This is a genomic window from Alkalihalobacterium sp. TH-98, from assembly GCF_057473385.1.
In genome coordinates, this window is sequence record NZ_JBYCKM010000045.1 from 559,591 (window position 1) to 573,493 (window position 13,903).

Annotated in this window: 16 protein-coding genes; all 16 read left to right on the plus strand. The window is 37.7% G+C overall.

Features of this window, described 5'->3' with window-relative positions; genetic code table 11:
• Positions 1-37 precede the first annotated feature (37 nt).
• Positions 38-676, plus strand: coding sequence for a chemotaxis protein CheC (locus AC2VNP_RS18410; RefSeq protein ID WP_486918722.1), 639 nt, complete (start codon positions 38-40; stop codon positions 674-676).
• Positions 669-1,157: a chemotaxis protein CheD gene (locus AC2VNP_RS18415; protein ID WP_486918723.1), complete on the plus strand. Its 489-nt coding sequence runs from the start codon at positions 669-671 to the stop codon at positions 1,155-1,157. Before AC2VNP_RS18410 ends, AC2VNP_RS18415 begins: the two co-directional genes overlap by 8 nt.
• Positions 1,157-1,486 (plus strand): hypothetical protein, encoded by a 330-nt coding sequence (locus AC2VNP_RS18420; RefSeq protein WP_486918724.1) that lies wholly within the window; start codon positions 1,157-1,159, stop codon positions 1,484-1,486. The genes AC2VNP_RS18415 and AC2VNP_RS18420 overlap by 1 nt, the downstream gene beginning before the upstream one ends.
• Before the next feature lie 2 nt (positions 1,487-1,488).
• Positions 1,489-2,256: a FliA/WhiG family RNA polymerase sigma factor gene (locus AC2VNP_RS18425; RefSeq protein ID WP_486918725.1), complete on the plus strand. Its 768-nt coding sequence runs from the start codon at positions 1,489-1,491 to the stop codon at positions 2,254-2,256.
• A 3-nt stretch (positions 2,257-2,259) separates the two neighbouring features.
• Positions 2,260-3,672: a flagellar assembly protein A gene (locus tag AC2VNP_RS18430; RefSeq protein ID WP_486918726.1), complete on the plus strand. Its 1,413-nt coding sequence runs from the start codon at positions 2,260-2,262 to the stop codon at positions 3,670-3,672.
• A 36-nt stretch (positions 3,673-3,708) separates the two neighbouring features.
• Positions 3,709-4,023, plus strand: coding sequence for a hypothetical protein (locus AC2VNP_RS18435; protein WP_486918727.1), 315 nt, complete (start codon positions 3,709-3,711; stop codon positions 4,021-4,023).
• Between the two features lie 11 nt (positions 4,024-4,034).
• Positions 4,035-4,544: a DUF6115 domain-containing protein gene (locus tag AC2VNP_RS18440; protein ID WP_486918728.1), complete on the plus strand. Its 510-nt coding sequence runs from the start codon at positions 4,035-4,037 to the stop codon at positions 4,542-4,544.
• Between the two features lie 165 nt (positions 4,545-4,709).
• Positions 4,710-5,438 (plus strand): 30S ribosomal protein S2, encoded by a 729-nt coding sequence (rpsB, locus tag AC2VNP_RS18445; RefSeq protein ID WP_486918729.1) that lies wholly within the window; start codon positions 4,710-4,712, stop codon positions 5,436-5,438.
• Between the two features lie 212 nt (positions 5,439-5,650).
• A complete protein-coding gene (tsf, locus tag AC2VNP_RS18450) occupies positions 5,651-6,529 on the plus strand; it encodes a translation elongation factor Ts (RefSeq protein ID WP_486918889.1) in 879 nt (292 codons plus the stop codon).
• A 99-nt stretch (positions 6,530-6,628) separates the two neighbouring features.
• Positions 6,629-7,345, plus strand: coding sequence for a UMP kinase (gene pyrH, locus AC2VNP_RS18455; RefSeq protein ID WP_486918730.1), 717 nt, complete (start codon positions 6,629-6,631; stop codon positions 7,343-7,345).
• Position 7,346: 1 nt separating this feature from the next.
• Entirely contained in the window at positions 7,347-7,904 is a 558-nt protein-coding gene (gene frr / locus AC2VNP_RS18460; protein ID WP_486918731.1) for a ribosome recycling factor, read from the plus strand.
• A gap of 155 nt (positions 7,905-8,059) precedes the next feature.
• Positions 8,060-8,827 carry an undecaprenyl pyrophosphate synthase gene (uppS, locus tag AC2VNP_RS18465; RefSeq protein ID WP_486918732.1) on the plus strand — a complete coding sequence of 256 codons (768 nt, stop codon included), beginning with the start codon at positions 8,060-8,062 and terminating at the stop codon, positions 8,825-8,827.
• Positions 8,828-8,842: 15 nt separating this feature from the next.
• Entirely contained in the window at positions 8,843-9,640 is a 798-nt protein-coding gene (locus AC2VNP_RS18470; RefSeq protein WP_486918733.1) for a phosphatidate cytidylyltransferase, read from the plus strand.
• Positions 9,641-9,670: 30 nt separating this feature from the next.
• Positions 9,671-10,819: a 1-deoxy-D-xylulose-5-phosphate reductoisomerase gene (locus AC2VNP_RS18475; RefSeq protein ID WP_486918734.1), complete on the plus strand. Its 1,149-nt coding sequence runs from the start codon at positions 9,671-9,673 to the stop codon at positions 10,817-10,819.
• Positions 10,820-10,835: 16 nt separating this feature from the next.
• Positions 10,836-12,089: an RIP metalloprotease RseP gene (gene rseP / locus AC2VNP_RS18480; protein WP_486918735.1), complete on the plus strand. Its 1,254-nt coding sequence runs from the start codon at positions 10,836-10,838 to the stop codon at positions 12,087-12,089.
• 14 nt (positions 12,090-12,103) lie between these two features.
• A complete protein-coding gene (locus AC2VNP_RS18485; RefSeq protein ID WP_486918736.1) occupies positions 12,104-13,810 on the plus strand; it encodes a proline--tRNA ligase in 1,707 nt (568 codons plus the stop codon).
• The last annotated feature ends 93 nt before the right edge of the window (positions 13,811-13,903 follow it).

The following is a 13,903-nucleotide window of genomic DNA, read 5'->3' on the forward strand; positions in this document are numbered from 1 at the left end:
CGTGATAGAGAGATGATTTCTAGGGAGAGGTAATCGTATGGATTATATTGAGCGAATTAAGCCGTATCATTTAGATGTATTAAAAGAAATAGGTAATATTGGTGCAGGAAATGCAGCAACGGCTCTTTCTACTTTACTAAATAAAAGTATTGATATGAAGGTTCCATCAGTGAGAGTTGTATCGCTTCAAGAAATAGCAGACTTGGTTGGTGGAGAAGACAACGTAGTAGCTGCTATTTTTTTAAGGCTTGAAGGGGATGCTCCAGGAAGTATGTTTCTTCTAATTCCGGTTGCAGAAGCTGAGCAACTTATCCAACGTTTAGTAGGCAACTCCACTTTTCAATTAACTGAACCTCCATTTGAAGAGTTAGGGTTATCAGCATTACAAGAATTAGGTAACATACTAGCTGGTTCTTATTTGTCTGCGCTTTCCGATTTTACGAAACTTAATTTACAGCCGTCTGTACCTGCAATAAGTATTGATTTAGCAGGAGCTATTTTAAGTTTTGGATTAATTGAAGTGTCTCAGGTCAGTGATTATACAATTGTAATTGATACTGAAGTACAAGAAATGGACAATGAATTTTCCCAATCAAGTGGTCATTTCTTCCTACTCCCTGATCCTAATGCTTTTGAACAAATCTTCAAGTCATTAGGAGTAGAGATGGATGAATGATGTAGTAAAAGTGGGAATGGCTGATTTGAATATTGTTATAGCACCAAGCACGATTAGAACTTCAGGATTAGGGTCATGTGTAGGGGTTGTACTATATGACGATTATTCAGATGTATCGGGTATGGCACATGTTATGCTTCCAGATTCGAAACTTGGAAGATCAGGAACCTTAAATGTGGCAAAATATGCAGACACTGCAATTATTGAACTCATTCAGCAGATGAAAAGTGCAGGAGCGAGAATTCATGGGTTAAAAGCAAAAATTGCAGGTGGAGCGCAAATGTTTAATTTTTCAAGTACGAATGAAATGATGAGAATAGGTCCCAGAAATGTAGACGCAGTTAAAGGAAAGCTACAAGAACTTCGAATACCTATTGTTGCCGAAGATGTAGGTGGGAGCAGCGGACGAACAATTGAATTTGATCCAGCTACAAAAAAACTGTACATACGAACAGTGAGTCAAGGAGTAAAAGAGATATAATGCTTTTCGGCAGTTGGTTAATTAATCTATACCTTAGCATTGCGGTTTTTATTATCGTTTTTTTAGGTTCATTAGGGAATAATTTAATTATAACTACTAGCTTTAGAGCAACGGTTGCATTTCTAGTTACTTTTCTTAGCGCATATTTTTTTCGTTGGTTATGGGCTATAGCTTTAGCACCTCCTCAAGGTATAGAGGATGACGAAGAACTCTTTCTATCAGAGGAAGATATGAAGGAAGAATACTCGATGGAAGATCGTGGGTACAGTGAAGAAGTTAAGAAAGCCAGTAACTATGTACGTGAACTTCTCGATGACAAGGAGGTTTAATCATGCCTGAAACATCATTATGTGAGGAACAACAATTATGGGTTAAGTGGATTGGAACAAGAGACAATGAAGCAGCTGATTCGTTAATTCGCTTATACATGCCACTCGTTCGATATCATGTAAGTCGAGTTGCGTCCGGGCTCCCACGCAATGTAAATAAGGATGATTTAATGAGTCATGGAATGATGGGCTTATATGATGCACTTGAAAAGTTTGATTCTCAGCGGGATTTAAAGTTTGATACATATGCTTCTTTTAGAATAAGGGGTGCTATTATCGACGGGTTACGAAAAGAAGATTGGTTACCTCGGTCTTTAAGGGAGAAATCGAAAAAAGTAGAGTTAACAATTGAGAAGTTAGAACAAAAGTTAGGGCGTTATGTGAATGCTAATGAGGTAGCGAATGAAATGGGGACTTCTGAAGAAGAAGTAACTTATATAATGTCTGAAAGTTTTTATGCAAACATGCTTTCGATTGACGAAAAAACAAATGATACAGATCGTGATGAAACGTACAAATCTACGATTGAAGATAAACGTGCCTTAACTCCAGAGCAATCTGTATTGGCTGAGGCTACAAAAAAGGAATTGACTCGGGTCATTAAAAATTTAAATGAAAAAGAACAGCTTGTTATTAGTCTGTTTTACTTTGAAGAACTGACATTAACCGAAATAGGTCAAGTTTTAGACCTTTCTACATCGCGTATTTCTCAAATCCATTCAAAGGCTCTATTTCGACTGCAGCAAGTGTTAAAAAAGGCGATAAGCTAAATCATGCAAATCGAAAGTGGTGATTTAAATACTATGACAACTTTAGATGAGGTCTTTGAAATCATAATCAGTAAAGATAAAATGAAAGCTACCCTAATACAGAATCAAAAACTCGAGGATGAATTTCAAATAACGATAGAACAAATGAGATCTTGGGTAAAAGAACACGGAGTAGTTTCAGGAGTTAATGAAAATAACCTTAAGGTTGTTATAGATAATGTCGAACCTATTAAATCACCAATTGTTATTGCTGAAGGGGAATATCCAACGAATGGGCGTAACGCTTTCTTACAAGCCATTCAATTTGGCTCTGAACAGAACAGAAATGAAGAAGCTCAAGTCGATTTGAAGAAAGTCATTACGATTCCTTCGGTTAGTCAAGGGCAGACAGTTGGGAGAAAGGTTGAGGCGACAGCAGGGCAATCAGGTGTCAATGTATTCGGAGAAGAAATCGCAGCAAAGCCTGGCAGAGATTTAATCTTACGTCCCGGAAAAAATACTGCCGTATCTGAAGATAAATTATCGTTAATTGCCCAAGTAGAAGGTCAGCTGTGCGTCGATAGGAAAACGATACATGTGTACCCTGTATATGAAGTACATGGTGATCTTGACATGAAAACTGGAAATATTGACTTTATTGGGAATGTTACCATAAGAGGAAATGTACCAGCTGGATTTAAGGTGAAAGCTAAAGGAGATATTCGAATCCAAGGAACCGTTGAAGCGGCTACCATCATTTCTGAAGGATCTATATTTGTTGCCGCTGGCATCGCCGGTCAAGGAAAAGGCATTATAAAAGCGAAAAAGGATATTTATACAACTTTTATAAATCAGGGAAATGTTGAAGCTGAAGCTGATTTGCACGTCAACCAATCTATATTGCATAGTAAATGTTCTATTAATGGAAGCATTTATTGTAATAAAGGAAAGGGTAATCTCGTCGGCGGTCAGTTATCTGCTGGGAAAGATATATTTGCAAAAGAGATTGGCAATTCGATGCACACTAAGACAGAGCTTTTTATTGGGATTCACCAGCAAGTATTAGCAGATATTGAGAAAAATAAAAAAATACTCAAATTAGCTACAGAAGAGTTAGAGAAGCTTAATAAGTTATTACTTGTATTTGAATTAAAAGAAAAACAAGGACAGGTTCTGCAAGCTAACGAGAGAATTATGAAGCTAAGAGTAAGGAATACACTTCTGCAAACAGAAGAAAGAAAAGCAATATCTGAGGAAGCGCTCACTGAATTGAATGAGAAATTCGAGCAAGGTCAGACTGGCTATGTTAAGGTTGAACGATCTCTTCTGCCGAATGTAACATTTACATTCGGCAAATATCGTCGGAAAATTACTGCAACTCACCAACATGTGAAAGTATTTATCATGGATAGTGAAATTCAGATTGTTCCATTATAATGAAGGAAAATGGTAATTGGTGGAGTGTGACGGTAGATGAGTTTAAGACCAATTGAAATGCAAGGTTCGTTTCCGCGTTCACAAGCCGCAGGAAAAATTCAAGAACAATTGCAGCAGCGTGGCCAAGTCGGACAAGATATCATTGCAACAGCGCATAAAAAAGAAGAGGAGCAAAAAAGGAAGCAGGTCAATAAATCTGATTCATCGGATGCTAGTAAGCTAGAACCTGAAAAAGAAAACAAAAAAGAGAAACAAAAGCAGGGCAAAAATAATAAAAAGAAAAACAGCAAACAACAGGATATTGACGTACAGCACCCGTACAAAGGGCAATTTATAGACTACTCAGGCTAAGGGAGTACAATATGATTCAATTTTTAGTAACTACTAGTCTCGTATTACATTTGCTTACATTCCTATGGATCGTTACTTTACTACAGAAAATTAATAATCAACAACCACCTGTAGTTGATGAAGAGAAGCTAAAGCGGGAAATAGAAGACTTACTCATGGCTTATACTTCTGAAATGAAAGAAGAAAATCAACAACTGCTAGAACAATTAAATAAATATAAGCAAGATAGCTCAACGGCTTCAAGGATAAAGCGTTCTCAAGATCTAGTAAAGGAACCTGAAGCGGTTATGTCAACGGAAATGAAAGAAGAAAATAAACGACCTCCTGCTTCAAAGGAACAAATAGAATATGAAGACTACCAACCTCCAGCGTTAGAGGTTGATGAAAAGGAAATGTATGAACAATCTAACACAGCGAAAGTTCTTTCTTTGTCTAAACAAGGCTACACGGCAGAAGAAATAGCAAAAAAACTTCAACTCGGAAAAGGTGAAGTTGATTTACTGATAAAATTTTATCAGTAAATCTCCTATGCTACTTGCTATTGCATTCTCGTTGTGGTATATTAATCCACGGTGTTAATCACACACGCATTTTAATTTAAGTGAGGGTGCTGAAATGTTTTTCAGTCTTACTTAAAGATGAGGAATGCGGAGGAAAACAAAAAACCATTGAAGGAGGTGTTGGATGTGGCAGTAATTTCAATGAAACAATTACTAGAGGCAGGGGTACACTTCGGTCACCAAACTCGTCGTTGGAACCCAAAGATGTCTCGCTACATCTTCACAGAACGTAACGGAATTTACATCATCGATTTACAAAAGACTGTTAAAAAGGTTGAGGAAGCTTACAATTTCGTAAGAGACCTAGCAGCAGATGGAGGAAAAGTTTTATTTGTTGGTACAAAGAAACAAGCTCAAGACTCTGTTAAAGAAGAAGCTGAGCGTTGTGGAATGTACTTTATCAACCAACGTTGGTTAGGTGGAACATTAACAAACTTTTCTACAATCCAAAAACGTGTTGGACGTTTAAAAGAGTTAGAAAGAATGCAAGAAGATGGAACGTTTGATGTTCTTCCTAAGAAAGAAGTTATTCTTCTTAAAAAGGAAATGGAGCGTCTAGAAAAGTTCTTAGGTGGAATTAAAGATATGAAAGGTGTTCCAGATGCACTATTCATTATCGACCCACGTAAAGAGCGTATTGCAATTGCTGAAGCTCATAAATTAAACATCCCAATTGTTGCTATTGTAGATACAAACTGTGATCCAGATGAAATTGATTATGTTATCCCAGGTAACGATGATGCAATTCGTGCCGTAAAACTTCTTACTGGTAAGATGGCTGATGCGATTATCGAAGCTACTTCAGCTGCTAGTAATGAAAGTGCTGAACAAGAAGAAGTAGAAGAAACTGTTTAATTTCATTTGCTCTTCAAAGGGTGGTAAAGGGGTTTGCCCTTTATCACCTTTTTTAAAAGAAAAGTGATCATTCATAGGGTTACTTTTCAGGAAAATGGACATGCATATAAGTATTGACCAGTTCAAAAAGGACGACATCAACACGTTTTTAATTTTTGAACGATGACTATATATGCAAAAATATTACATACAACCATAAGGAGGAATTGATGATGGCAATTACTGCTAGCATGGTAAAAGAATTACGTGAAAAAACAGGTGCAGGTATGATGGACTGCAAAAAAGCATTAGTAGAAACTGATGGTGATATGGAAAAAGCAATCGACTACCTTCGTGAAAAAGGTATCGCTAAAGCAGCTAAAAAAGCTGACCGTATTGCTGCAGAAGGTTTAGCTTACGTAGCTACAGAAGGAAACAAAGCTGTGATCGTTGAAATTAACTCTGAGACTGACTTTGTTGCTAAAAATGATAACTTCAAAAACTTAGTTGCTGAGCTTGCAAAACAAATCTTAGCTGATAATCCCGCAAGTGTTGAGGAAGCTTTATCAAAACCAATGCATGGTGAAACTGTTGAGACATACATTAACAGTCAAATCGCAAAAATCGGAGAGAAGATTTCTCTTCGTCGCTTTGAGATCGTAGAAAAAGCTGACTCTGCAGTGTTTGGTTCTTACTTACATATGGGAGGACGCATCGGAGTTCTTACTGTACTTGATGGAACAACTGATGAAGAGTTGGCAAAAGATGTTGCTATGCACATTGCTGCAATTAAGCCAGTTTACGTTTCTCGTGATGAGGTTCCAGCTGAAGAAGTAAATCGTGAGCGTGAAGTATTAAAACAACAAGCGTTAAACGAAGGTAAACCTGAAAACATCGTAGAGAAGATGGTAGAAGGACGCTTAAGTAAATATTTCGAAGACGTATGTTTACTTGACCAGCCATTTGTTAAAGATAGTGACCATAAAGTTGGTAAATACGTTGCAAACAAAGGTGCTTCTGTTCAAACATTCATTCGCTATGAAGTTGGCGAAGGTATGGAAAAACGTGAAGACAACTTCGCAGAAGAAGTAATGTCTCAAGTGAAGAAATAATGAATTAACTAAGATAGGGAGCACACTGTGTTCCCTATTTTTCAAAAAGGCATTACAATAAGCCAAATGTGGACGTTTTTGTCGCTAATGGAGGTAAAGATGAGCAAATATAATCGCGTAGTCTTAAAGCTAAGTGGCGAGGCATTAGCTGGAGACTTAGGATATGGAATTGACCCAGCAGTCATTCAATCAATTGCAACCCAAGTGAAAGATATTGTAGAACTAGATGTTGAAGTTGCTGTAGTTGTAGGTGGAGGAAATATTTGGCGTGGTATGGCAGGCAGTGCAAAAGGTATGGATCGTGCAACTGCAGATTACATGGGGATGTTAGCCACTGTGATGAACTCTCTTGCACTTCAGGATAGTTTAGAAACTATTGGGGTGGAATCCCGTGTTCAAACATCAATTGAAATGAGACAAGTGGCAGAGCCTTACATTCGACGTAAAGCTATTCGTCACTTAGAGAAAAAGCGTGTTGTTATTTTTGCGGCAGGAACTGGTAATCCTTACTTCTCGACGGATACTACTGCTGCCTTAAGAGCTGCTGAAATCGAAGCAGAGGTTATTCTAATGGCAAAGAATAAAGTAGATGGTGTTTACAGTGCGGATCCAGCGGTTGATTCATCCGCTAAGAAATATCAGTCTATTACGTACTTAGATCTATTAAAAGAAGGCTTAGCTGTAATGGATTCTACAGCTTCATCCTTGTGTATGGATAATGATATTCCACTTATTGTCTTCTCAATCATGGAAGAAGGAAATATTAAACGTGCCGTTTTAGGCGAACAAATTGGAACAGTTGTAAGGGGGAGTTAAAATGTCAAAAGAACTTATGCAAGATGCACAAGGTCGAATGAAAAAAGCATTAGATGCTTTAAATCGTGAATTATCTACGTTACGTGCTGGACGTGCAAATCCGAGCTTACTTGAAAAAGTAACAGTGGAATATTACGGTGCTCCAACACCACTGAATCAATTAGCGACAATTTCTGTCCCAGAAGCTAGGATGTTAGTTATCCAACCTTTCGATAAGACAGTAATTGGTGATATTGAAAAGGCTATATTAAAATCAGATCTAGGTCTAACTCCTTCAAATGACGGAACAATTATCCGTATTACGATTCCAGCTCTAACAGAAGAACGTCGTAAAGACTTAGTAAAACTTGTTAAGAAATATGGAGAAGAAGGAAAAGTAGCCGTTCGTAACATTCGTCGTGACATTAATGATGACTTGAAAAAGTTACAAAAAGATGGTGAACTAACAGAAGACGATCTTCGTCGCTCAACAGATGAAGTGCAAAAGCTGACTGATAAACATATTGCAGATATCGATCAAATTGCTACAAATAAAGAAAAAGAAATCATGGAAGTATAAGTGATTTCACGGTACAATAGAATAATGTAAATAGACCCTCTTGATACAGGGGGTTTTTTTACACTGTTTTATTGAAATGATATATTTTAGGCAGAATTTGTATTATAGCTCATCCATATGGTAAAAATGGATGGTGTTGTTTTGGAGGGCTAGAAATGCTTGAGAAATTTAAAAAGTTAAAATCATCTAATGAAATGGATAGACCCTCACTTGAAGTGGATTTAGAAAATATCCCAGGTCATGTAGCCATCATTATGGATGGTAATGGCAGATGGGCTAATAATAAAGGCTTACCTAGAGTAGCTGGTCATCGAGAAGGAATGAAAGTAGTAAATAAGATCGTCAGCCGGGCGAACAAGTTAGGTGTTAAAGTCTTAACACTTTATGCATTTTCAACAGAAAACTGGAAAAGACCTAAGCCAGAAGTTGAGTTTTTAATGAAGTTACCTGAGCTATATCTTGGCAAGGAACTACCTAAACTGAAAAAAGAAAATGTAAGAGTTAGATTAATGGGTTGTCCTGATGAGCTACCTGCTCATACGCTTCGAGCGGTACAAACTGCAATCGAAGAGACAAAAGAAAATACAGGACTCATACTAAATTTTGCTCTGAATTATGGCAGTCGAGTCGAAATTATAAGAGCTATTCGTACGTTAGCGTCTCAAGTTCAAAACGGAAAGATTTCTCCTGAAGAAATAACAGAGGAACAATTTGAAAAGCACTTAATGACGGATGACTTAAATGATCCAGATTTACTAATTCGTACGAGTGGTGAACTCCGTTTAAGTAACTTTATGCTTTGGCAACTTGCATATAGCGAGTTTTGGTTCACTGATGTTCTCTGGCCAGACTTCACAGAAGAGCACTTCGAGGATGCCATCCGTGTATATCAAAAAAGAGGTCGAAGATACGGTGGCGTATAGAAAGGAGGAAGGATTATGAAACAAAGAATTATTACAGCCGTCATTGCTGCATCCTTTTTTATTCCAATAACGATTGTGGGCGGTTGGCCGTTTACCTTAACGATTATTTTGGTTGCTTCTATTGCAATGGTTGAATTATTAAAGATGAAAAAAATTCCTCCTTTCTCATTTATTGGCCTCGTTAGTTTAATTCTAATGTGGATTTTGCTCGTACCTACAAATTGGCTTGACTTATCGATCTTTTCCCACGTAACTAAAGTTGAAATATTTGTATTTATGATCTTAATATTACTAATGACTACTGTTATTACGAAAAACAAATATACATTCGATGAAGTAGGATTTATTATTCTATCATCTGTTTATGTCGGTTTCGGGTTTCACTATTTAATTATGACTCGCTTAGATGCCGTAAATGGACTAGCACTCGTATTTTTTGTATTGTTCATTATTTGGTCTACCGATTCGGGTGCTTATTTTGTCGGACGTAAACTAGGGAGAAGGAAACTTTGGCCGGATATTAGTCCAAAGAAGACGATTGAAGGGTCTGTAGGTGGAATAATATGTGCTTTTGTAGTCGGTTTTGTATTTCAACTCATATTCCCGCTCTTTGACTCGTATATTACTTTAGGACTTGTCATATTAGTTGCTTCAATTTTTGGTCAAATGGGAGACTTAGTAGAGTCTGCTTTAAAGCGTCACTATGCTGTTAAGGACTCAGGTAATGTACTTCCTGGTCATGGGGGAATATTAGATCGTTTTGACAGTCTTATATATGTCATGCCGATTTTACATCTGTTACAATTAATTTAAAATGTGTTTTGTAGTAAAGGGTGAAAGTCATTGAAAAAAATTAGCTTATTAGGTGCTACTGGTTCGATTGGCACACAAACGTTGGATATTATAACTCAACACCCTGACCGTTTTGAACTTGTTGCAATGTCCATAGGTAAAAATGTGAAACTGGGGATGGAGTTAGTTCACCAATTCAAACCTAAACTATTATCGGTATTAACAAAAGAAACCTTCGAACAAATCAAGCACGAAGTACCGAGCAGTGTAAAGTTAAGCTACGGTGAAGAAGGTCTTGTAGAAGTAGCGACTTTTTCAGAAGCTGATGTGCTTGTGAATGCTGTCATTGGAAGTGTTGGTTTAGGTCCAACTCTTGCAGCGATTGAATCAGGGAAGACTATAGCGATTGCAAATAAGGAAACGTTAGTAACCGCTGGACATATTGTTACCCAAAAGGCAAAAGAATACGGAGTGTCTCTCCTTCCAGTTGATAGTGAACATTCGGCTATTTTTCAATGTTTGCAAGGTGAAAACATTGAGAAAATAAGCAGATTACTTGTAACAGCTTCTGGTGGAAGTTTCAGAGACAAGCGTAGAGATGAATTAACTAATGTTACGGTAGAAGACGCGTTAAGTCACCCTAATTGGTCTATGGGTGCAAAAATTACAATTGACTCTGCTACTATGATGAATAAAGGATTAGAAGTGATAGAAGCACATTGGCTCTTTGATATACCATATGATCAAATTGAAGTTCTCTTACATAAGGAAAGTATAATTCACTCTATGGTTGAGTATGTTGATGGAAGCGTTATTGCTCAATTAGGCACCCCAGATATGAGAGTACCGATCCAATATGCATTGAGCTACCCTGACAGGCTTGATTTCAAGAAACAAGAACGGTTAAACTTATGGGAAGTAGGTAAGTTACACTTTAATAAACCTGACTTCGAACGTTATCGTTGCTTGAAGTTTGCTTATGAAGCTGGACGTACTGGCGGCACTATGCCTACTGTTTTAAATGCAGCTAACGAAGTTGCTGTTGCAGCTTTTTTAGAAAATAGAATTACGTTTTTACAAATTGAAGAGTATATTGAACAAGCATTGGAAAATCATCAACTAGTTAATAAACCTTCGTTAGAAACTATTATTGAAGTGGATCAACAGACTAGAAGGTTTGTTCACTCACTCATGACATAAAGGTGGGGATACGTTCATGAATACTTTAATTGCCATTATTATCATCTTCGGTTTACTTGTGTTTATCCACGAATGGGGACACTTGTATTTTGCAAAACGTGCAGGAATATTATGTCGTGAATTTGCCATAGGGTTTGGGCCTAAGTTGTTTTCATTTAGAAAAGATGAAACGCTGTATACGATTCGCTTGTTACCATTAGGTGGCTTTGTTCGTATGGCTGGTGAAGACCCAGAACTAATACAAATTAAACCGGGATATGAAATTGGCTTAGTATTTAACAGAAGAAATCAAGTATCAGAAATCATTGTAAACAATAAATCGAAACATCCAGAAGCAAAAATTGTTACTGTTGAGCGTGTCGATTTAGAAAAAGACTTATTCATTGAGGCCTATGAAGATGGGGAACTCGTTTCATATCCAGTGCATGAAAAAGCTAGTATTATTTATGACGAGGAACCTACACAAATTGCACCACTAGATCGTCAGTTCGGCTCGAAGACGATTCCACAACGTGCACTAGCTATTTTTGCTGGTCCGATGATGAACTTTGTTTTAGCATTTTTGATTTTGACTGCCTTTGCTCTATTAGCAGGAATGCCAGTAGACGAATCTAGAATTGGAATGGTTTCGCCTGAAGGAGCTGCAGCTGAAGCTGAACTTGTAGAGAATGATCGCATTCTAGCAATTAACGGTCAACCACTTGAAACGTGGGAGGACTTAACCTCAGTTATTCAGAAACACCCCAATCAAGATTTAGTCTTCGAAGTGGATCGTAATGGGCAAGTTTTTGAAGCAGTGGTAACACCTCAAGAAAGACAAGGTCCCACTGGTGAGCCTGAAGGATTTATAGGGGTTGGTCAATCAACAACATTCACCGTTTTAGGATCGATTAAGTATGGGGTAACTGAGACTTATGTATTTGCTAAGTTGATCTTTGAGGCATTAGGAATGTTAGTAACGGGTCAATTTTCATTAGATCAGCTAGCTGGGCCAGTAGGAATATATAATTACACGGGTCAAGCAGCAGAAATGGGAATTTTAGTTCTTATGAAATGGGCAGCTATCTTAAGTGTCAACTTGGGTATAATTAATCTCCTTCCTCTTCCTGCTCTTGATGGAGGTCGACTCATGTTTATTGGGGTTGAAGCGGTTCGCGGAAAACCAATTGATCCACAGAAAGAAGGGTTAGTTCATTTCATTGGGTTTGCATTATTAATGCTATTAATGCTAGTAGTAACTTGGAACGATATTAATAAATTCTTTTTATAGGAAGGGAAAAACAAATGAAACAAAGCTCATACTTTATCCCAACGATGCGGGATGTACCTGCTGATGCTGAAATTGCCAGTCATCAGCTTATGCTTCGAGCAGGTATGATCCGACAGACGGCATCGGGAATTTATAGTTATTTACCATTAGGAAAACGAGTGTTAAAGAAGGTAGAAGAAATTATTCGTGAAGAAATGGATGCTTCAGGAGCGATCGAAGTTTTAATGCCAGCTATTCAACCTGCAGAACTATGGGAAGAGTCAGGTCGATTAGGGGATTATGGTCCAGAGCTTATGCGTTTAAAAGACCGACATGACCGTGACTTTGTACTTGGAGCTACCCATGAGGAAGTGATTACAAGTTTAGTCCGTGATGATGTTAAATCATATAAAAAACTGCCTTTGAACCTATATCAAATTCAAACAAAATATCGTGATGAGCGTAGACCTCGTTTTGGGGTTTTACGTTCTCGTGAGTTTCTAATGAAAGATGCTTATTCATTTGATACGTCAAAAGAAGGATTAGATGTAAGCTATGAAAAGATGTACAATGCTTACACTAGAATTTTTCAACGATGCGGTCTCGAGTTTCGTGCAGTTGAAGCAGACAGTGGTGCGATTGGTGGTACAGATACACATGAATTTATGGTGTTAACAGAAGTAGGAGAAGATACGATTGCCTATTCAGATCAATCAGAATTCGCAGCGAATATTGAAATAGCACCTGTTCATGTTGAATACACGAAAAGTTCGGAAGTGGCAGAAACGCTTACGAAAGTGGAGACACCAAACGTAAAATCTATAGAAGAGCTAGTCGGTTTTTTTAATCGCCCTGCGGATCACATGATTAAAGCTATTCTATTCATAGTTAATAATGAACCAGTAGTTGTTCTAGTACGTGGAGACCATGAAGTAAATGAAATTAAGGTGAAAAACCTGTTTGATAAAGGCGTTGTTGAACTTGCTGTGCCTGAACAAGCAAAACAATTTCTAAACTGTGAGACGGGATATATCGGCCCTATCGGTTTACCTTCAAATGTAAAAGTTGTTGCTGATGCAGCGGTTCAATATGTAGTCAATGGAATATGTGGCGCCAATGAGCCAGGCTATCATTTTCAAAATGTAAACCCTGAACGTGATTTTGAGGTCACTACTTATGAGGACCTTCGTTTAATCCAAGAAGGAGACCCTTCACCTGATGGAAAAGGAACGATTCAATTTGCAAAAGGAATTGAAGTCGGTCATGTCTTCAAATTGGGGACGAAGTATAGTGAAGCTTTAGGTGCCAGCTTCTTAGATGACCAAGGGAAATCACAACCTATGATTATGGGTTGTTATGGAATCGGTGTATCTCGTACTGTAGCAGCGATTGTAGAACAAAGCAATGATGAAAATGGTCTTGTGTGGCCGACAGCGGTAGCCCCATTTGATATTCATCTCATTGCTATAAATGTAAAAGACGAAGCACAGTTAAACTTGGCGGACAAGCTATATGACGAATTACGAAATAGCCGTTATGATGTACTTTATGATGAGCGCCCTGAAAGAGCAGGCGTAAAATTTAAAGATGCCGATTTAATTGGATTACCGATACGAATTGGTGTAGGTAAAAAAGCATCAGAAGGAATCGTTGAAGTAAAACTTCGTAAAACTGGGGAAATGCTTGAAGTTTCTGTAGAAGAGCTTAATGAAAAATTAAACGAGATCGTTAATAAGCTCTAATATTTTCAGGGAAATTAAATGAGGCTGACTCATAAGTGACTACAAATCCTTGCAATGATTAATTGTGAGAAAGTACGAGCACTTTTCATTTGA

Coding starts and splice junctions, on each gene's coding strand:
- AC2VNP_RS18410 (WP_486918722.1), top strand. CDS start 38: ATGGATTATATTGAGCGAATTAAGCCGTATCATTTAGATGTATTAAAA.
- AC2VNP_RS18415 (WP_486918723.1), top strand. CDS start 669: ATGAATGATGTAGTAAAAGTGGGAATGGCTGATTTGAATATTGTTATA.
- AC2VNP_RS18420 (WP_486918724.1), top strand. CDS start 1,157: ATGCTTTTCGGCAGTTGGTTAATTAATCTATACCTTAGCATTGCGGTT.
- AC2VNP_RS18425 (WP_486918725.1), top strand. CDS start 1,489: ATGCCTGAAACATCATTATGTGAGGAACAACAATTATGGGTTAAGTGG.
- AC2VNP_RS18430 (WP_486918726.1), top strand. CDS start 2,260: ATGCAAATCGAAAGTGGTGATTTAAATACTATGACAACTTTAGATGAG.
- AC2VNP_RS18435 (WP_486918727.1), top strand. CDS start 3,709: ATGAGTTTAAGACCAATTGAAATGCAAGGTTCGTTTCCGCGTTCACAA.
- AC2VNP_RS18440 (WP_486918728.1), top strand. CDS start 4,035: ATGATTCAATTTTTAGTAACTACTAGTCTCGTATTACATTTGCTTACA.
- tsf (WP_486918889.1), top strand. CDS start 5,651: ATGGCAATTACTGCTAGCATGGTAAAAGAATTACGTGAAAAAACAGGT.
- pyrH (WP_486918730.1), top strand. CDS start 6,629: ATGAGCAAATATAATCGCGTAGTCTTAAAGCTAAGTGGCGAGGCATTA.
- frr (WP_486918731.1), top strand. CDS start 7,347: ATGTCAAAAGAACTTATGCAAGATGCACAAGGTCGAATGAAAAAAGCA.
- uppS (WP_486918732.1), top strand. CDS start 8,060: ATGCTTGAGAAATTTAAAAAGTTAAAATCATCTAATGAAATGGATAGA.
- AC2VNP_RS18470 (WP_486918733.1), top strand. CDS start 8,843: ATGAAACAAAGAATTATTACAGCCGTCATTGCTGCATCCTTTTTTATT.
- rseP (WP_486918735.1), top strand. CDS start 10,836: ATGAATACTTTAATTGCCATTATTATCATCTTCGGTTTACTTGTGTTT.
- AC2VNP_RS18485 (WP_486918736.1), top strand. CDS start 12,104: ATGAAACAAAGCTCATACTTTATCCCAACGATGCGGGATGTACCTGCT.